The organism is Streptomyces sp. NPDC055506, from assembly GCF_053643595.1.
Genome location: NZ_JBSHKH010000135.1, coordinates 1 through 15,592, shown reverse-complemented (window position 1 = coordinate 15,592; position 15,592 = coordinate 1). Strand labels below are relative to the sequence as shown.

At 71.7% G+C, this 15,592-nt stretch carries 13 protein-coding genes and 1 pseudogene; 9 read left to right on the top strand and 5 right to left on the bottom strand.

Going from position 1 to position 15,592, the window contains the following annotated elements:
• Nucleotides 1-222 precede the first annotated feature (222 nt).
• Nucleotides 223-2,193 (bottom strand): GTP-binding protein, encoded by a 1,971-nt coding sequence (locus tag ACWIF2_RS34095; protein ID WP_454364759.1) that lies wholly within the window; start codon nt 2,191-2,193, stop codon nt 223-225.
• A gap of 186 nt (nt 2,194-2,379) precedes the next feature.
• Here ACWIF2_RS34095 and ACWIF2_RS34090 point away from each other — a divergent pair, with 186 nt between their 5' ends.
• Both ACWIF2_RS34090 and ACWIF2_RS34085 read left to right on the top strand, forming a co-directional pair.
• Complete coding sequence (locus ACWIF2_RS34090) at nt 2,380-3,486, top strand: XdhC family protein (protein WP_454364758.1); 1,107 nt, start codon at nt 2,380-2,382, stop codon at nt 3,484-3,486.
• A gap of 86 nt (nt 3,487-3,572) precedes the next feature.
• Nucleotides 3,573-3,905 carry a putative quinol monooxygenase gene (locus tag ACWIF2_RS34085; protein WP_454364757.1) on the top strand — a complete coding sequence of 111 codons (333 nt, stop codon included), beginning with the start codon at nt 3,573-3,575 and terminating at the stop codon, nt 3,903-3,905.
• A 16-nt stretch (nt 3,906-3,921) separates the two neighbouring features.
• Here ACWIF2_RS34085 and ACWIF2_RS34080 read toward each other — a convergent pair whose 3' ends face one another.
• The gene (locus tag ACWIF2_RS34080; RefSeq protein ID WP_454364756.1) at nt 3,922-4,857 is read right to left on the bottom strand and encodes an enoyl-CoA hydratase/isomerase family protein; all 936 of its coding nucleotides are present in this window, start codon (nt 4,855-4,857) and stop codon (nt 3,922-3,924) included.
• A 147-nt stretch (nt 4,858-5,004) separates the two neighbouring features.
• Here ACWIF2_RS34080 and ACWIF2_RS34075 point away from each other — a divergent pair, with 147 nt between their 5' ends.
• The 5 genes from ACWIF2_RS34075 to ACWIF2_RS34055 all read left to right on the top strand — a co-directional run bounded on the left by ACWIF2_RS34075 (nt 5,005) and on the right by ACWIF2_RS34055 (nt 10,594).
• Complete coding sequence (locus ACWIF2_RS34075; RefSeq protein ID WP_454364755.1) at nt 5,005-6,018, top strand: AraC family transcriptional regulator; 1,014 nt, start codon at nt 5,005-5,007, stop codon at nt 6,016-6,018.
• A gap of 119 nt (nt 6,019-6,137) precedes the next feature.
• Nucleotides 6,138-7,145, top strand: coding sequence for an NADP-dependent oxidoreductase (locus tag ACWIF2_RS34070; protein WP_454364754.1), 1,008 nt, complete (start codon nt 6,138-6,140; stop codon nt 7,143-7,145).
• Between the two features lie 40 nt (nt 7,146-7,185).
• The gene (locus tag ACWIF2_RS34065) at nt 7,186-8,238 is read left to right on the top strand and encodes an alcohol dehydrogenase catalytic domain-containing protein (protein WP_454364753.1); all 1,053 of its coding nucleotides are present in this window, start codon (nt 7,186-7,188) and stop codon (nt 8,236-8,238) included.
• 497 nt (nt 8,239-8,735) lie between these two features.
• The gene (locus ACWIF2_RS34060; RefSeq protein ID WP_454364752.1) at nt 8,736-8,915 is read left to right on the top strand and encodes a hypothetical protein; all 180 of its coding nucleotides are present in this window, start codon (nt 8,736-8,738) and stop codon (nt 8,913-8,915) included.
• 440 nt (nt 8,916-9,355) lie between these two features.
• Nucleotides 9,356-10,594 carry a choice-of-anchor Q domain-containing protein gene (locus tag ACWIF2_RS34055; RefSeq protein ID WP_454364751.1) on the top strand — a complete coding sequence of 413 codons (1,239 nt, stop codon included), beginning with the start codon at nt 9,356-9,358 and terminating at the stop codon, nt 10,592-10,594.
• Nucleotides 10,595-10,737: 143 nt separating this feature from the next.
• Here the strand turns inward: ACWIF2_RS34055 and ACWIF2_RS34050 are convergent, their stop codons facing one another.
• From ACWIF2_RS34050 to ACWIF2_RS34040, 3 genes and pseudogenes are all read right to left on the bottom strand, one after another.
• Nucleotides 10,738-11,397 carry a TetR/AcrR family transcriptional regulator gene (locus ACWIF2_RS34050; protein ID WP_454364750.1) on the bottom strand — a complete coding sequence of 220 codons (660 nt, stop codon included), beginning with the start codon at nt 11,395-11,397 and terminating at the stop codon, nt 10,738-10,740.
• A 54-nt stretch (nt 11,398-11,451) separates the two neighbouring features.
• Nucleotides 11,452-12,266, bottom strand: a pseudogene (locus ACWIF2_RS34045) (methyltransferase domain-containing protein).
• A 33-nt stretch (nt 12,267-12,299) separates the two neighbouring features.
• Nucleotides 12,300-12,803 carry a metallophosphoesterase family protein gene (locus ACWIF2_RS34040; protein ID WP_454364749.1) on the bottom strand — a complete coding sequence of 168 codons (504 nt, stop codon included), beginning with the start codon at nt 12,801-12,803 and terminating at the stop codon, nt 12,300-12,302.
• A 210-nt stretch (nt 12,804-13,013) separates the two neighbouring features.
• Between ACWIF2_RS34040 and ACWIF2_RS34035 the strand changes: the two genes are divergently transcribed.
• Nucleotides 13,014-14,957, top strand: coding sequence for a glycosyltransferase family 2 protein (locus ACWIF2_RS34035; RefSeq protein WP_454364748.1), 1,944 nt, complete (start codon nt 13,014-13,016; stop codon nt 14,955-14,957).
• Between the two features lie 4 nt (nt 14,958-14,961).
• Nucleotides 14,962-15,570, top strand: a complete 609-nt coding sequence (gene rfbC, locus ACWIF2_RS34030) for a dTDP-4-dehydrorhamnose 3,5-epimerase (RefSeq protein WP_454364747.1) — start codon at nt 14,962-14,964, stop codon at nt 15,568-15,570.
• The last annotated feature ends 22 nt before the right edge of the window (nt 15,571-15,592 follow it).

Genomic DNA, 15,592 nt, shown 5'->3' with positions numbered 1-15,592 from the left:
TCCCCCACGGTGCGGGTGGGGGGGTCCAACCCGTGGGTGTGGGGTGGGGGGGGGGGGGGGGGGGGGGGCACGCCCGCCACCGTCAGGGAGCCGAAGAGGACAGCCAGGACAACCAGGAGACGTGCCCGAATAGTTGGCATGTCCACTACAGTCCGGCGATATCAGGACACCGTCAACACCCCTGACTCTGGAGTAAGTTCCCGCTCGGCCGGCTCGCACACGTCATCCGGCCATTCTTCGTGTCACATTCAACAAGTACTCCTTCCTGTTCAGCGGGTTGTGGTCGGTGCGCGGGCGTCGCGGAACCGTGCCGTGTGTGACGGGCGCGTAGTGGTCGAAGACGCTCTCCAGCTCGCCCTCGCCGCGGGTGAGCCCGGGCAGCCGCTGCTCCAGTTCGTGCACCCGGGCCGCGGGCACCGTGCCCGCCAGGACGCATCCGGCGCCCCGGGTCTCGGTCGTCTGCGGTACGGCGCCGAGCGCGGCCAGCACCGGCAGCAACGCGCCGAGGGTGTCGGCCGGGGCCTCGATACGGAAGCGGTGCATCGGCTCATGCACCCTGGTCCCGGCCCGCCGCAGCGCTTCGACGAGCACCAGCGGGGTCAGACCGCGGAAGTCGGCGCCGGTGCTCGACATGCTCTTGTCGAAGCCCTGGTGGGCGTGGCTCTGGCGGGGCGAGTAGCCGCTGTGGGTCATGGTGACGGTGCAGTCGGGGATCCGCCAGCCGTGCGGGCCCTGGTCGAGGGTCTCGCGCACGGTGTCCTCGACGGCCTTGAAGAAGGCGTAGGGCATGGAGCCGAGTTCCACCTCCAGCCGGAAGCCGACGCCGGAGCCGACCGGTGCGGGGTCGACGCGCAGGCCGACCGTCGCGAGGAACGGGTTGGCGTCCTTCTTGTTGAACTCCACGGCCTGCCCGCTGCCGACGAGCCGTTCGACGCACAGCGGCGTGGTCTCGCGGAAGGTGACGGCGAGTCCGTACTCCTCGGCGAGGGTGGCCTGGATGACCTCCTTCTGCACCTCGCCGTACAGGGACACGGAGGTCTCCTGCCGCCGTTCGTCGTGGCGCAGGCCGATCAGCGGGTCCTGTTCGGCGAGCTGGGTGAGAGCGAGGTGCAGTGCGCCGCCGTTCACGTCCGGGCCCGGGACGACGACGGTCTCCAGGGTGGGCGGGGCGAAGAAGTGCTCGTACGCCTTACGGGGTTCGCCGATCGCGTCGCCGATGCGGATGTCGCCCAGGCCCCAGAGCCGGGCGATCTGCCCGGCCACGACGGCGTCGCCGCGGGTGTCCGTGCCCTGCCCGAAGACGCTGATCGCGGTGATCCGGCCTTCGGCACCGTCCGTTCCGAACGGGATCCGGTCGCGGGTGCGCAGGGTGCCGGAGAACAGCCGGACGTAGGCGGCCTTCTCCCCCGCCGGGCCCCGCTCGACCTTGAACACGGTCCCGGAGACCGGCCCGTCCGCGTCCCCGGCGGCCGGGGGCAGCAGTTCCTCGATGCCCGCCAGGAGCGCGTCCACACCGGCGCCCGTGGCGGCGGAGCCGAAGAAGACGGGGTGGACCAGCGCCTCCCGGGTCTGAGCGAAGAGAGAGGCGCGCAGAAGGGCGTCCGTGACGGTGTTCTCGACGTACGCGGACAGCAGGGTGTCGTCATGGCCGGTGAGGACGTCGAGCGCGGCCGGGACGGGCCCGGGCGTGAAGCGAGCCCCGCGCGTGCCGAGGCCGGTCGCGGTTCCCATCGTCACGATCGCGGGTGTCAGCCGGGCCGAGATCGCCCGCAGCACCTCCTCGTACCGTGCGCCACGCCGGTCGATCTTGTTGACGAAGAGCAGGGTCGGGATGCGCAGCCGCTGGAGCGTGCGCATCAGCACCCGTGTCTGCGCCTGCACCCCTTCGACGGCGGAGACGACGAGCACGACGCCGTCCAGCACGCCGAGCACGCGCTCCACCTCGGCGATGAAGTCCGGGTGGCCGGGGGTGTCGATCAGGTTGACCGTCACACCGTCCAGGGGGAACGAGACGACCGCGGACTTGATGGTGATGCCGCGCCGCCGCTCCAGCGCGAGGGCGTCGGTGCGGGTGTTCCCGTCGTCGACGCTGCCGATCTCGTCGATCACCCCGGCCGAATGGAGCAACCGCTCGGTCAGGCTGGTCTTACCGGCGTCGACATGGGCGAGGATTCCAAGGTTGAGCATGTGCACGAAGCGTCATGTCCTTCGGAGAGAGGTCCGTTCCTTGCTGGGGGGACATGAACGCAGTGCGCATCTGCTGCTCCTCGGGACTCGGTGACGTCGCTGTCCCGTGCAGTGCAGCAGACCGGCCCGAGGGGCCACAACGGAATTAACCCCGGCCGGGGTACCCGGTGCGGTGCGTGGAAGGAGCGGATCGTGCGTGACATCCTCCCGGCGCTGGGCCGCTGGTATGCGGCCGGGCTTCCGTTCGGCCTCGCGACGGTCGTCGAGGTCAGCCGCAGCGCGCCGCGCGACCCGGGTGCGGCGATGGCGGTGGGCCCGGGCGAGGAGGTCGTGGGGAGTGTGTCCGGGGGCTGTGTCGAAGGCGCGGTGTTCGAGCTGGCGCGGGATGTCGTGGCGAGCGGCGAGGCGCGTCTCGAGACCTTCGGCTACAGCGACGACGACGCCTTCGCCGTGGGCCTGACCTGCGGCGGCGAGATCACTCTGCTGGTCCGTCCGGTGACGCCCGAGCGGGATCCCGCGTTCGGCACGGTCGCCGCCTCGGTCGCCGCGGGTGAGCCGGTCATCCTCGCCACGGTGACCGACGGCCCGGCGCCGCGCGGTGCCACGCTCGCCGTTCGGCCGGACCGCTTCGCCGGCACGCTCGGCGCGAGCGGCCTGGACGCGGCCGTCACCGCGGACGCCCGGGGCGAGCTCGCCCTGGGCGGCACCGGACTACGACACTACGGGCCGCGGGGGCAGCGCCGTGAGGACTCCGTCAGCGTGTTCCTGGAGTCGTTCGCGCCACCGCCGCGGATGCTGGTCTTCGGCGCCATCGACTACGCGGCGGCCGTGGCCCGCATCGGCGACTTCCTCGGCTACCGGGTCACCGTCTGCGACGCCCGGCCCGTCTTCGCCACGCCCCGGCGCTTCCCCGAGGGCGTCGAGGTGGTGGCCCAGTGGCCGCACCGCTATCTGCGCGACACGGACACCGACGCGCGCACGGTGATCTGCGTCCTCACTCACGACCCCAAGTTCGACGTGCCGCTGCTCCAGGAGGCACTGCGCCGGCCGGCCGCCTACATCGGGGCGATGGGCAGCCGCCGGACCCACGCCGACCGGGCGGAACGTCTGGCCGAGGCCGGTCTCACCGAACACCAGCTGTCCCGGCTGCGCTCACCGGTCGGCCTCGATCTCGGGGCCCGTACGCCCGAGGAGGTGGCGGTGTCCGTCGCCGCCGAGATCGTCGCACTGCGCTGGGGCGGCAGCGGCGCCCCGCTGACCACCACGGAGGGAGCGGTGCACCCGCGCCGCTCCTCCTGATCATCCGCGCCGCTCCCGGTCAAGTCGCCAGCCGGCCGGGCTCGTACGATCGTGTCGGCGTCAGCACACTCAGCGAAGGAAATCCCATGATCTTCATCACCGCCAAGTTCCGAGTCCGTCCCGAGCACGCCGACCGCTGGCCCGAGATCAGCGCCGACTTCACGCGGGCGACGCGCGCCGAGCCCGGCTGTCTGTGGTTCGACTGGTCGCGCAGCGTGGACGAGCCGACGGAGTACGTCCTGGTCGAGGCCTTCCGCGACGACGAGGCCGGGGCCGCGCATGTGCAGTCCGCGCACTTCAAGGCGGCGCAGCAGACGCTGCCGCCCCATCTGGCCGAGACGCCGCGCATCGTGAACGCGACGATTCCGCAGGACGACTGGTCGCTCCTCGGGGAGATGGCTGTCCCCGGACAGGAGTAGCGCGGCGGGCCGGCCGTCAGGCGAACCGTCCGCGCGCCACCGCCTCTTCGAGCGTCGAGGGGTCCAGCCCGGCGACGTCACCGAGCTCCTTGGTGCGGGCCAGGTACGCGCGCTGGGCTTCCAGCGACTCCGAAGTCGTGGTGGCCGCCAGCCATTCGGCGCCCTCGAACCGCAGTCCTTCCCGGAGCGGCAGGGAGCCTCCCTCCCGGACGGCCCGCTTCACGGCCCCGATCGCCGCCTTCGGCCGTCGGCCCAGCCGGGCCGCGTGCTCGACGGCCTCCTGGAGCAGCGCGTCGGGTGGTACGACCCTGTCCACCAGGCCCATCTCCCGGGCTTCGGCCGGGCTGACGGGCGTGCCCTCCAGGGAGATCTGCAGTGCCCGGCGTCCGCCCAGCAGGCGTGCCAGCCGCTGGGTGCCGCCGGAACCGGGCGGGAACCCGAGGAGGATCTCCGGCTGGGAGATGCCGAAGTGCCCGTCGGCCATGAAGCGGTAGTCGCAGGCCAGCGCCAGCTCACAGCCCCCGCCGCCGGTGTCGCCGTTCAGGGCCGCGATCCAGACGGCCGACGAGGTCTCGATGGCGTGGAGGACGTCCTTCATCTGCTCCCAGGCCATGAGCCCCACCAGCGGCGAGCGGGCAAGCACCGCACTCCCGCCCGGCGCCTTGAGCACCGCGCCGGTGAGCCGGAGCCCGGCGCGGATGACCGAGGCGCGCACCTTGGGAGACCGCTTGGCGCCCCCGTGGATCAGCCGTACGTCGAAGTGGGCGAGGAACCGCGACGCGTGGGTGCCCGTGAGCACCACGGCGCCCACCGCCGGATCCGCGTCCGCACGGCGTGCCAGCGCCCCGAGCTCCAGGACCATCTCTCGGGTCATCAGCGCGGAGGGCGGGCTGTCGAGCCGTGCCACGAGGACGTTGCCGCGCTGTTCGACGAGCACGGTGCGGTGCGTCATCCTGCCTCCCGGGCATCTCGGGGTCACCGGGTCGATCGAGCGGAGCACCCGATGGCTGAGATCAACGTAGGCGCGCTGGAAGCGGACATCGTTGACCGATCGCGCCACAGACTTGACCGATCGCGCCAGGCCCGGACGATGGAGGGCATGGCTTGGGTGCGCTCAGCGGCACTGCGTGGCGTCCGGCGGACCGTCGAGGCGCTCGGCGGGGACGCCGACGCCCTGGCGCGGTCGGCCGGAGCCCCAGGGGGCGTGCTCGACGACGATGAGCTGCTGGTGCAGGACACCACCGTGGCCGTGCTCCTCGAAACCGCCGCTCGCCGGCTCGGCTGCCCCGACCTCGGACTGCGGGTCGCCCTCGAACAGGACCTCAGCATGCTCGGCCCGCTGGCCGTTGCCGTGCAGAACTCCGCGACCGTCGCCGAAGCCCTGGAATGCGCGTCGCGCTACCTGTTCGTCCACGACCGCAACCTGAGCGTGGCCCTGGGCCCCGACCCGCACGGCGACCGAACGGCGGTCGCCATGCGGTACGGCTACCCACCGGGCGCCCGGGTGCCCCCGCAGAGCGTCGAGATGGGTCTGCTCTTCCTCCACCGCGTCCTGATCTCCTTGCTGGACGGGCCGTACGGCCTGCGGACCGTCGAACTGCCGCATCATGCCGTGGCCGCACGCGCCCGCTACGAGGAACTGTTCGGCTCCCAGGTGAACTTCGCCCGGCCGCAAGCCCTCCTGCGTGTCGCGAGTGATCTCCCCGGACGCCCCGTCCAGGGCGGCGACCAGCTGACCCGCCGGGTGGCGCTCGCCTACCTCGCGGCCCAGCCCTCCGTCACGGGCAGCGCGATGACGAGGCGCGTCAGAACACTTCTGAAGCGGTCACTGGGCACCGGCCCCGGCACCCTGGCCTTCGCCGCACGCACACTCGGCATGTCGCCGAGGAGCCTGCAGCGTCATCTGTTCGCGGCGGGAACCACCTTCGCGGCAGTCCTCGACGACGTCCGGCGCGAACGGGCCGCGGAGCTGCTCATCGAGTCCGATCTGCCGCTGGCCCAGGTCGCTCGCAACACCGGGCTCAGCGAGGCAGCCGTCCTGAGCCGCTACGCACGGCGCTGGTGGGGCACGACCGCGCGTGCCGTCCGCGATCACGGACTGCCCGGCGAGTAGGCCGCCCCGGCACATGCCGCACATCGCACCGGGCCCCCTCTTGTCCCGGACGGCACGGCACCCGTACGCTCCCCCTCCATACCGACTAGCCGGTATGACACTCGAAGGAGCCGCCGGAGATGAGCACTATCAACCGCCAGGTGCGCCTGGCCGCACGTCCCGTGGGAGAGCCGCGGCCCACCGACTGGGAGCACGTCGAGGAGCCAGCCGGGCAGCCCGGCGACGGCGAGTTCCTGGTGCAGGTGCTCTGTCTGTCGATCGACCCCGCGATGCGCGGCTGGATGAACGCCGGCCGGTCCTACATCCGGCCGGTGGAGATCGGCGAGGTCATGCGCGCCGGCGCGGTCGGAAGGGTGATCGCCTCCCGGCACTCCGGATTCGCGGTCGGCGACCATGTGTCGGGCTCGTTCGGCGTGCAGGAGTACTGCCTGTCGGACGGACGCGACGTGACCAAGGTCGACCCGGCGGCGGCCCCCTTGTCGACGTATCTCGGCACGCTCGGCATGTCGGGCCTGACGGCCTACTTCGGACTGATCGAGGCCGGGCGTCCCGAGCCCGGGCAGACCGTCGTGGTCTCCGGAGCGGCCGGGGCCGTCGGCAGCGTCGTCGGGCAGATCGCCAAGATCCTGGGCTGCCGGGTCATCGGCATCGCCGGCGGCGAGGCCAAGTGCCGGATGGTGGTCGACGAGTTCGGGTTCGACGCCGCGATCGACTACCAGAACGAGGACGTCCGCAAGGCGCTGCGCGAGCACGCCCCCGACGGTGTCGACGTGTACTTCGACAACGTCGGCGGAGACGTCCTGGACGCGGTGCTGCTGCGGCTGGCGCGCGGTGCCCGCGTCGTCGTCTGCGGCGCTATCTCCCAGTACAACAGCACCAAGCCGCAGGGCCCCGCCAACTACCTGTCGCTGCTGGTGAACCGCGCCACGATGACGGGCATCGTGGTGTTCGACTACGCCGACCGGTACGCCGAGGGCATCGCGCAGATGGCGACGTGGCGGGCGGAGGGCCGGCTGAAGTCCCTGGAGGACGTGGTGTCCGGCTCGGTCGCGGAGTTCCCCGACACCCTGATGCGCCTGTTCCGTGGTGACAACCGCGGCAAGCTGGTGCTGAAGATCGCCGACTGACCGGACCGGAGGGAGGAGGAGAAGGGGAGGGAGAGATCCGATGAAGGCATTGACCTACCACGGCCGTCACGACATCCGCTACGGGGAGGTCCCCGACCCGGCCGTCACCAGCCCCGCCGACGCGGTGGTGCGCGTGACCGCGGCCGGTATCTGCGGCAGCGACCTGCACATCTACGGCGGCCACGGGTTCAGCCCTGAACTGGGCTACACACCGGGACACGAGTGCGTCGGCGTGGTGGTCGACACCGGCGGCCAGGTCACCCGGTTCAAGCCCGGCGACCGGGTCCTGGTGCCCGCCTCGGCCGGCTGTACGCACTGCGGGCCGTGCGCGGCCGGGTTCACCGCCCGGTGCGAGCGCGCCAAGTCGAGCACGGAGCTCTGCTACGGCGTGAGCCCGCAGCTCCAGGGCAGCCAGGCCCAGGTCCTGGCCGTACCCTACGCCGACGTCAATCTGGTGCACCTGCCCGAGGACATCTCCGACGCGGCCGCCGTCGTCCTCACGGACAACGCCCCCACCGCCTGGTACGGCTGCCGCCGGGCCCGCATCCAGCCCGGCGAGACCGTGCTGGTCATCGGCCTCGGCCCGGTCGGCCTCATGGCCGCCCAGTCCGCCTTCGCGATGGGCGCGGCACGGGTGCTGGGCGTGGACCTGGTCGCGGAGCGCCGTGTCTTCGCCACCGGCCTGGGCGTCGAGCCGGTCGAAGGCGATGACGCGCGGTCGGCCATCCGGGACATGACCGGCGGACGCGGGCCGGACGCCGTGGTGGAGGCCGTGGGCTCCGACGCCACCATCCAGCTCGCCCTCAAGTCCGTCCGGCAGGCCGGCCGGGTCAGCGTCATCGGGGTCAGCCAGAACAAGGCATTCCCCTTCCATATGGGGCTGGCGCAGATCAAGGAACTGGAGTTCGCCATCGGGCTGTGCTCGGTGCACTACGAACTCCCGCCCCTGATCGCCCTCACCCGGGCCGGCCGGATCCAGCCCGAGGTCGTGGTCTCCCACCGCTTCGCCCTCTCCGAAGGCCCGGCGGCGTACGAACTGTTCGCTGGCCGCTCCGACGGCGTCCGCAAGATCCTTCTCGACCCCGGCCGCTGATCATCCCGGACATCCGCCTGCCAGGCGCTCGGGCGGCCTCCTAGGGTGAACCCCTCGGACACTGGAGGTCGCCATGTCGCAGCCCAACGAAGCCGCCGGGCAGGCCCGTCCGCGGCTGATCCCGCTCCCCGAGGATCAGTGGGACGCCCGGACCCGTGAACTGCTGGCCGTCGCACCCCACGACCATGGGAACCGGATCCCGAACATCTTCACCACCCTCGTGCGCCACCCCGATCTCTACGAGCAGTTCCTGCCGTTCGGCGGCCAGTTGCTCCTCAGGGGCCGACTGCCGGAAGAGCTGCGCGAGTTACTGATCCTGCGTAGCGTGGAACACCGGCGCGCGGTACGAGTGGGGACGGCACCTTCCCCTGGCCAGGGCCGCGGGTGTCACGGACGCGGACATCGACCGCGTCACCGAGGGCCCGGAAGCACCCGGCTGGACCGATCTCCAGAGGCACCTGCTGCGGGCGGCGGACGAGCTGAACCGCGAGGCGACGATGTCCGACACGACCTGGGAGGCTCTGGCCGAGCACTTCGGCGACGCCGAACTGATCGAGATCGCCATGCTGGTGGGGCAGTACCACATGCTGGCCTTCTTCCTGAACGCCACCGGTGTGGAACTGGAACCGGGTTTCGACGCCGCCGGCTTCATGCAGGGGGAAGGGGACCCGGGGTGAGGGCGGCCTTGACCTTGCGGCCTGTCATCTGACCGGCCGCCGCCGCGACCCTGGCTGAGATGCTCGGCCATCACGCCCTTGATCCCGTCGGCGCTGCCGACCGCCTCGCCGAGGAGCACCAGCAACGCGCGCGGTCGCCGACCTTCTTCACCGTCAGACCGCGGTAGCCCTCCTCCGCGAGGATCTCCACCGCCGCCCTCGGTTGGTTCGGCTCCCCACCCCGTCGCGGTGACATCCCCATTCGGCCATTTCCGGTCCGCCGGTGGACACGGCACCGTCTGAATGGAACGCTCCCTCCAGACCGCGGGCGGCACCCACGAGGCGCGCCCCGGAAGCGCCGACGCCGTTCCCCGTACGAGCCGCGCATCGCTCACCAGCACGAAGTCCTCGCAGAAGCCGAGTCCTGGTACGCCCTGATGCCTCGCCGAGAGGGGTTCCACATGAAGTGCACAGCCGTCACGGCCGCTATCGCCGTCGTCCTCCTCGCCACCGCCTCACATTCGCTCGCCCATGCCGCCGCTCCCGCGCCCTCCGGGCCCACGGAGTTCACCGTGGACACCACGTCCGACACGGTCGACGCCGACGGGGCGGACGGCCGGTGTCTCACCGCCTCGGGCGCGTGCAGCCTGCGTGCCGCGGTGATGGCCGCCAACGCCCGGCCGGGCAGTACGATCACGCTGCCTCCCGGCCACTACCGGCTGACGATCCCCCCGGACCCGCGGCTGATCATCGGCGACAACCCCGACCCCACCACGGGCGACCTGAACGTCGCCGCCCCCATCACGATCAAGGGCGCGGGCGCACGGACCACCGTCATCGACGCCAACCGCCTGGACCGGGCCTTCCGCATGCAGGCGGACAGCCGGCTGTCCGATCTGACGATCACCGGCGGGGTGACCAAACAGCGCGAACTGCCCATCACCGACACCGGTGGGGGCGCGATCGCCAACGGACATCACATGACGCTGCGACGGGTCACCGTGGCCGGGAACTCCGCCGGTTACGGCGGCGGCATCTTCAACGTCCCGGACTCCCACCTCGACCTGATCGAGAGCACCGTCAGCGGGAACGTCGCGGGAGAGGCCGGAGGCATCAGGTTCGACGACACCGGCACCGTGACCAACTCGACGATCGCCGACAACCGGGTGACGAACCCCGGCGACCGCCCCGGCAGCCTCGCCGGTTACGGCGGAGGCATCGACATCAGGGGGACGGGGCCCGTGGAGATCCTCAACTCGACCATCACCGGGAACAGTTCCAGCGATGGCGGGGGCGGCATCAACATCGCCCCCGCCTATCTCGACAGCCTGCCCTCGCCGATCCCCGACATCATCGATCTGCCCCTCGGGCGTATGACGCTGCGCAACTCCGTCATCGCGAACAACACCGTCGACGGCTCGCCCGCCGACTGCAAGAAGGCCTTCGCCACCATCACGTCGCAGGGCCACAACCTCGACGGCGACGGCAGCTGCCGGCTGACCGCCGCGGGCGATCTGCCCAGCCGCACGCCCCTGGTCGGCCCCCTCGCGGACAACGGCGGCCCCACCGACACGGTCGCGCTGCGGCCAGGCAGCCCCGCCCTGGACGCGGGCGACGGCTGCCCGGCCACCGATCAGCGCGGCGTCGCGCGCCCCCAGGGCGCCGCCTGCGACATCGGAGCCTTCGAGGCCACGTCATGATCCCGCGCCGTAACCCCTGCCCGCACCGTCACTTGGAGCGACGGGTGAGAGTCCCGCACCCGCGCCCCACTCCGGCCCGCGCCACAGCCGCCTTCGCGGCCCTGTCCTGTCCCTGACGGGACCCGGTCGTCATTCCCTGATCGTCATTCCCTGCTCGTGAAGCCGCCGGAGGGCGCGTCCTCGCCAGGGACGCCCCGCACGGGAACGCCGTGGTGGGTGGCCAAGGCCAGCAAGGCCACGCGCAGCGGTTCGGTCTCCAAGGCCGCGTCCGGCTCGAACCACCGGGCCACCGCGGTTCCGCTCGTCATCCTCAAGGTGAAGCGCGCCAGTTCGTCCGCCACCTCGGGGCGGTCACTCAGTGCGAAGACCGAGCTCACGGAATCCCGGGCCCAGGCCACCAGCGCGTCCCGGTAGTGGCGCACCTCGGCCACGGCCGCCGCACTGGCGTCCTTCTGCACCATGCCCAGCCCCAACAACAGCTTCACACCTCGCGGGTGGCACCGGAACGCGCCCGCGAGCTCTGTGAGAAAGGTGTCCAGACGCCGCGCGACGTCGGCGCCCGGCACCTCGGCCGGAGGCAGGGCCGCCAGCAGCGCGATCCTGGCACGCTCCAGCACCGCGACGTAGATCCCGTCCTTGCTGCGGAAGTGCCAGTAGATCGAACTGACCGGCAGACCGCATGCGGCGGAGATCATCGAGATGGATGTGGCGGCGTAGCCGTGGCGCGACATCAGCTCGCCGGCGGTGTCCAGTATCGCGTCACGTGACCGCGCGCCACGGTCCAGGGCCGGTGCCTCCGTCATAGGGCCGACTCTAGAGGAGGCACAGGCCGGCAGTGCCCCGAGTTCAGCCCTGAATCAGGACCGCGAGCCGTCGACTTCCGGCCGGCGGCCCCAGGCCGAGATCATCGGGGAGGTGGCGAGGTCGAGGCGGCCGGCCGCGACGGTGGCGAGGTGCCGCTCGATCTCCTCGTCCGTGGCGAGGCCCTCGGCGACGAGTTTGCCGCGTACCTGCTGGACGGTGGCCGTCTCGAGGACGTCGCACGCGGGCGAGGTGATCGGGAAGTACGCGTCGGCCTCGACGTCGGCGAGGCCGGCCTCGCGCAGCAGGCGCGGCAGCCTGCGTCCGTAGGAGAGGTCGGCACCACGCTGCCGCAGCAGCCGGCGGAAGCCGGTGCGGAGCCGGTTGGCCAGCTCCTGCTCGGGGCCGTGCTCGTCGGGGCAGATCAGCGGTTGCAGAGCGGGGTCGGCGTCCTCGACCAGGAGCCACCCGCCGGGGCGCAGCGCCTGGACCATGCCGCGCAGCGCGGCATCGCGCTCGGCCACATGGACCAGGACGAGACGGGCGTGGACCAGGTCGAATGGCCCGGCCGGGGGTGCGTCGCGGCCCACGTCGTGGCGGAGTACCTCCACTCCCCCGGTGGCGGCGGTCTGCGCCCAGGAGACATCGATGTCGGTGGCGAGCACGCGCCCCGGGGCCCGACCCGTTCACGGAGCCACGCGGCGACGCTCGGCCCGCCGGCCCCGACCTCCCAGCACCGCCATCCCTCGTCGATCCCGATCGTCTCGAAGTGCCGGAACGTCGAGGCGTCGAAGAGGGCCGCCAGCGCGTCGAAGCGGGTACCGGCCTCGGTCTGCCGGTTGTCCAGGAGATATCCCTCGTCCTGACCCATGCGCCGATCATGTCACGGGGGCTCCCACCGCGGTCAGGCCCGCGGCGGGAGCCGGTGCAGTTCCACATCGGTGAGCCGGCCGCCGACGGCCGTGGCGGTCATGTAGGTGCAGTGGGGCTGGCGGCGGCGGTCCGTCGGGGAGCCCGGGTTGAGCAGGCGCAGGCCGGTGGGGGCCGTGGTGTCCCAGGGGATGTGGCTGTGCCCGAAGACCAGCACGTCGAGGTCGGGGAAGCGGGCCGCGCAGCGCTTCTCCCGGCCCTGGGCGGGGCCCGTCTCGTGGATCACCCCGAAGCGCAGCCCGCCCAGTTCCGCGTACGCCACCTCGGGCAGCCGGGCCCGCAGCTCCGGTCCGTCGTTGTTGCCGTACACGGCGACGAGCCTGCGGCAGCGGCTCTCCAGTAGGTCGAGGGTGGCCGTGTCGACCCAGTCCCCGGCGTGGAACACGACGTCGGCATGCGGGAGTTCGGCCAGCAGCGGCGCGGGCAGTTCCCTGGCCCGCTTCGGCAGGTGGGTGTCGGACATGAGGAGCAGACGCACGCCCCCTAGCCTAGGGGCGGCGGCCCGCTCCACCCCGGAACCGACTTGACCGCGAACAGACAGACGCCACAGCTCAGTTGCCGTGGCGACGGAGATGATCACGGCCAGGTCTCGAAAGATGAGGCAGCGTTGTCTACCGGGTTAGCATCGGGCAACACGCAGTAAGACAGGACGTCTACGGCAAGCGACCCGAAGGGGCCCGGAAACCCGATGCCGGTCAAGGTCAGCGTCATCATCCCCGTCTACAACCCGGGGATCTACATCGAGGACTGCATCACCTCGCTGCAGAGGCAGTCCCTGCCTCCCGAAGAGTTCGAGGTGATCTTCGTCGACGACGGCTCCACCGACGCCACCCCGGCCCGGCTCGACGCGCTCGCCGCCGAGGACCCCCGGATGAAGGTCATCCACCAGGAGAACTCCGGCTGGTCGGGCAAGCCCCGCAACGTGGGCATCGCCGCCTCCACGGGCGAGTTCGTCATGTTCGTCGACAACGACGACTACCTGGGCGACGAGGCCCTGGAGCGGATGTACGACTACGGCGTGGCCAACGGCGCCGATGTCGTCGTGGGCAAGATGGCCGGCAAGGGCCGCGGCGTGCCGGTGGAGCTGTTCCGCCGCAACCACCCGCGTGCCACCGTCGAGAACGCCCCGCTCATCGACAGCCTCACCCCGCACAAGATGATCCGCCGTGCCTTCCTCGACCGCATCGGTCTGCGCTTCCCCGAGGGCAGACGGCGGCTGGAGGACCACGTCTTCATCGCCGAGGCGTACCTGCGGGCGGAGAACGTCTCCGTGCTCAGTGACTACGTCTGCTACTACCACCTGCGGCGCGACGACAGCTCCAACGCCGGTTTCGAGCGCTTCGATCCCGTCGGGTACTTCAAGAACCTCCGCGAGGCCCTCGACGTCGTCGAGCGGTACACCGAGCCCGGCCCGGTGCGTGACAAGCTCTTCCGCCGCTGGCTGCGCGTGGAGATGGTCGAGCGGCTGCGGGCCCGGCGCTTGCTGAATCTGCCGGACGACTACCGCAAGGAGCTGTTCGGGGCGATCCACGAGGTCGTCGTCGAGCGGTTCGGTCCCGGTGTCGCGGCAGGGCTCCAGCCGACGCAGCAGGTCGTCGCCGCGCTGACCGCGGCCGACCGGTACGACGACGTCGTGTCCTTCGCGGAATGGGAGGCCGGCATCGCGCCCAAGGCGGCACCCGCGCACGTGGAGTGGCGGGACGGCTCCCTCAGCATCGGCTTCACGGCCGAGTACACGTCCGGCGGCGAGCCGATGACCTTCCCCGCCGGCGCTGGGGCGGCCCCGCTGAACGACACGCCCAAGGACGTGGCCGAGGGCGTGGAGTGGGTGGCCTCGGAAACGGCCGCGCGCTTCGGACAGGCCACGGCCGATCTGCTGCTGCGGGAGCGCTCGAGCGCCGCGCAGTACTTCCAGCCGGTGAGGGTCACGCGCGAGACCGTGCCCGTCGGGGACGGCGAGCAGGTCCGCCTGGTGCTGCGGGCGACCGCCACCGTCGATCCGGCCGCCCTGCCGGGTGACGGTGTCTGGGACGCGGTCGTGCGGGTCAAGCTGGGCGGCTGGACCAAGGAGTGCCGGCTGGGCCCGGCCCCTCGGGCGACCCGGCCCACACCGGACGTGGGGCTGGTCGGCGACCGCCCGGTTCTGCCGTACTGGACGGAGCCGCACGGCAACCTCTCCCTGGAGCTCGGCGCGCGGGGCAAGCGGCTCGGTCTGGGCAGCGTGCAGCCGATGGACGTCACCGTCTCCGGGGACCGATTCCGTGCTCCGCTGCCGCTGCATGTCGAGGGCGACAGCGAGGTGCCGCTGAGGTTGGTCTCCTCGAGCCGGATCCTCGACGCGTCCGGCACGCTCTCCCCCGCCCCGGACGGGCGCGGGGCGGTGCTGGAGGGGGAGATGCCCGCCAAGGATCTCTCGCGTGACACCTGGCGGGTGGCTGTTTGCCTGGCCCCGGGCGCCGAGCGGCCCCGCTTCACCGGGCTGCCGTTCGCGCTGCGCGCCGCCGACGGGCAGGTGCTGGTGGTGCCGGCGCCGGGGCCCGGCGTCGCGCTGAAGCTGGCGCGGCGGGCACGGCGGGTGGTCGGTACCGCGCGTCGGAAGGTGGTTTCCCGTATCAGGATCGGAGGGCAGTGACGGCATGCGACCACTGGGGATAGAGGGCGCCTGGATTCTGGAGCCCAAGATCTTTCCGGACGACCGGGGCAGCTTCCACGAGTGGTTTCGCGGCGAGGAGTTCCGCGAGGCCACGGGCCGTGATCTGGCCCTGGCCCAGGCCAATTGCTCGGTCTCCCGGCGGGGCGTGCTGCGTGGTGTGCACTTCGCCGATGTGCCGCCCAGCCAGGCCAAGTACGTCACGTGTGTGCGCGGTGCCGTCCTGGACGTGGTGATCGACATCCGGGTGGGTTCCCCCACCTACGGACAGTGGGAGGCCGCGCGGCTCGACGACGACACCCGTCACGCGGTGTTCCTCTCCGAGGGTCTGGGCCACGCGTTCATGGCACTCACCGACGACGCCACGGTGGTCTATCTGTGCTCCACCGGCTACGCCCCGGAGCGCGAACACGGCATCCACCCCCTCGACCCGGCCCTCGGCATCGCCTGGCCCGAGGGCATCACCCCTGTCCTCTCCCCGAAGGACGAACAGGCCCCGACCCTGGCCGAGGCGGAACGCCAGGGTCTGCTCCCGTCGTACGAGACGTGCCGTGCGTACTACGAGGAACTGCGGGCCGGCCGGGGAGACGGCTGACGCCTACGGCACGCCGAAAGGC

Bases quoted from the DNA above. Each gene is read 5' to 3' on its own strand.
- ACWIF2_RS34085 (WP_454364757.1), top strand. From the start codon at position 3,573: ATGATCTTCATCACCGCCAAGTTCCGAGTCCGTCCCGAGCACGCCGAC.
- ACWIF2_RS34080 (WP_454364756.1), bottom strand. From the start codon at position 4,857: ATGACGCACCGCACCGTGCTCGTCGAACAGCGCGGCAACGTCCTCGTG.
- ACWIF2_RS34075 (WP_454364755.1), top strand. From the start codon at position 5,005: ATGGCTTGGGTGCGCTCAGCGGCACTGCGTGGCGTCCGGCGGACCGTC.
- ACWIF2_RS34070 (WP_454364754.1), top strand. From the start codon at position 6,138: ATGAGCACTATCAACCGCCAGGTGCGCCTGGCCGCACGTCCCGTGGGA.
- ACWIF2_RS34065 (WP_454364753.1), top strand. From the start codon at position 7,186: ATGAAGGCATTGACCTACCACGGCCGTCACGACATCCGCTACGGGGAG.
- ACWIF2_RS34060 (WP_454364752.1), top strand. From the start codon at position 8,736: ATGTCCGACACGACCTGGGAGGCTCTGGCCGAGCACTTCGGCGACGCC.
- ACWIF2_RS34055 (WP_454364751.1), top strand. From the start codon at position 9,356: ATGAAGTGCACAGCCGTCACGGCCGCTATCGCCGTCGTCCTCCTCGCC.
- ACWIF2_RS34050 (WP_454364750.1), bottom strand. From the start codon at position 11,397: ATGACGGAGGCACCGGCCCTGGACCGTGGCGCGCGGTCACGTGACGCG.
- ACWIF2_RS34035 (WP_454364748.1), top strand. From the start codon at position 13,014: ATGCCGGTCAAGGTCAGCGTCATCATCCCCGTCTACAACCCGGGGATC.
- rfbC (WP_454364747.1), top strand. From the start codon at position 14,962: ATGCGACCACTGGGGATAGAGGGCGCCTGGATTCTGGAGCCCAAGATC.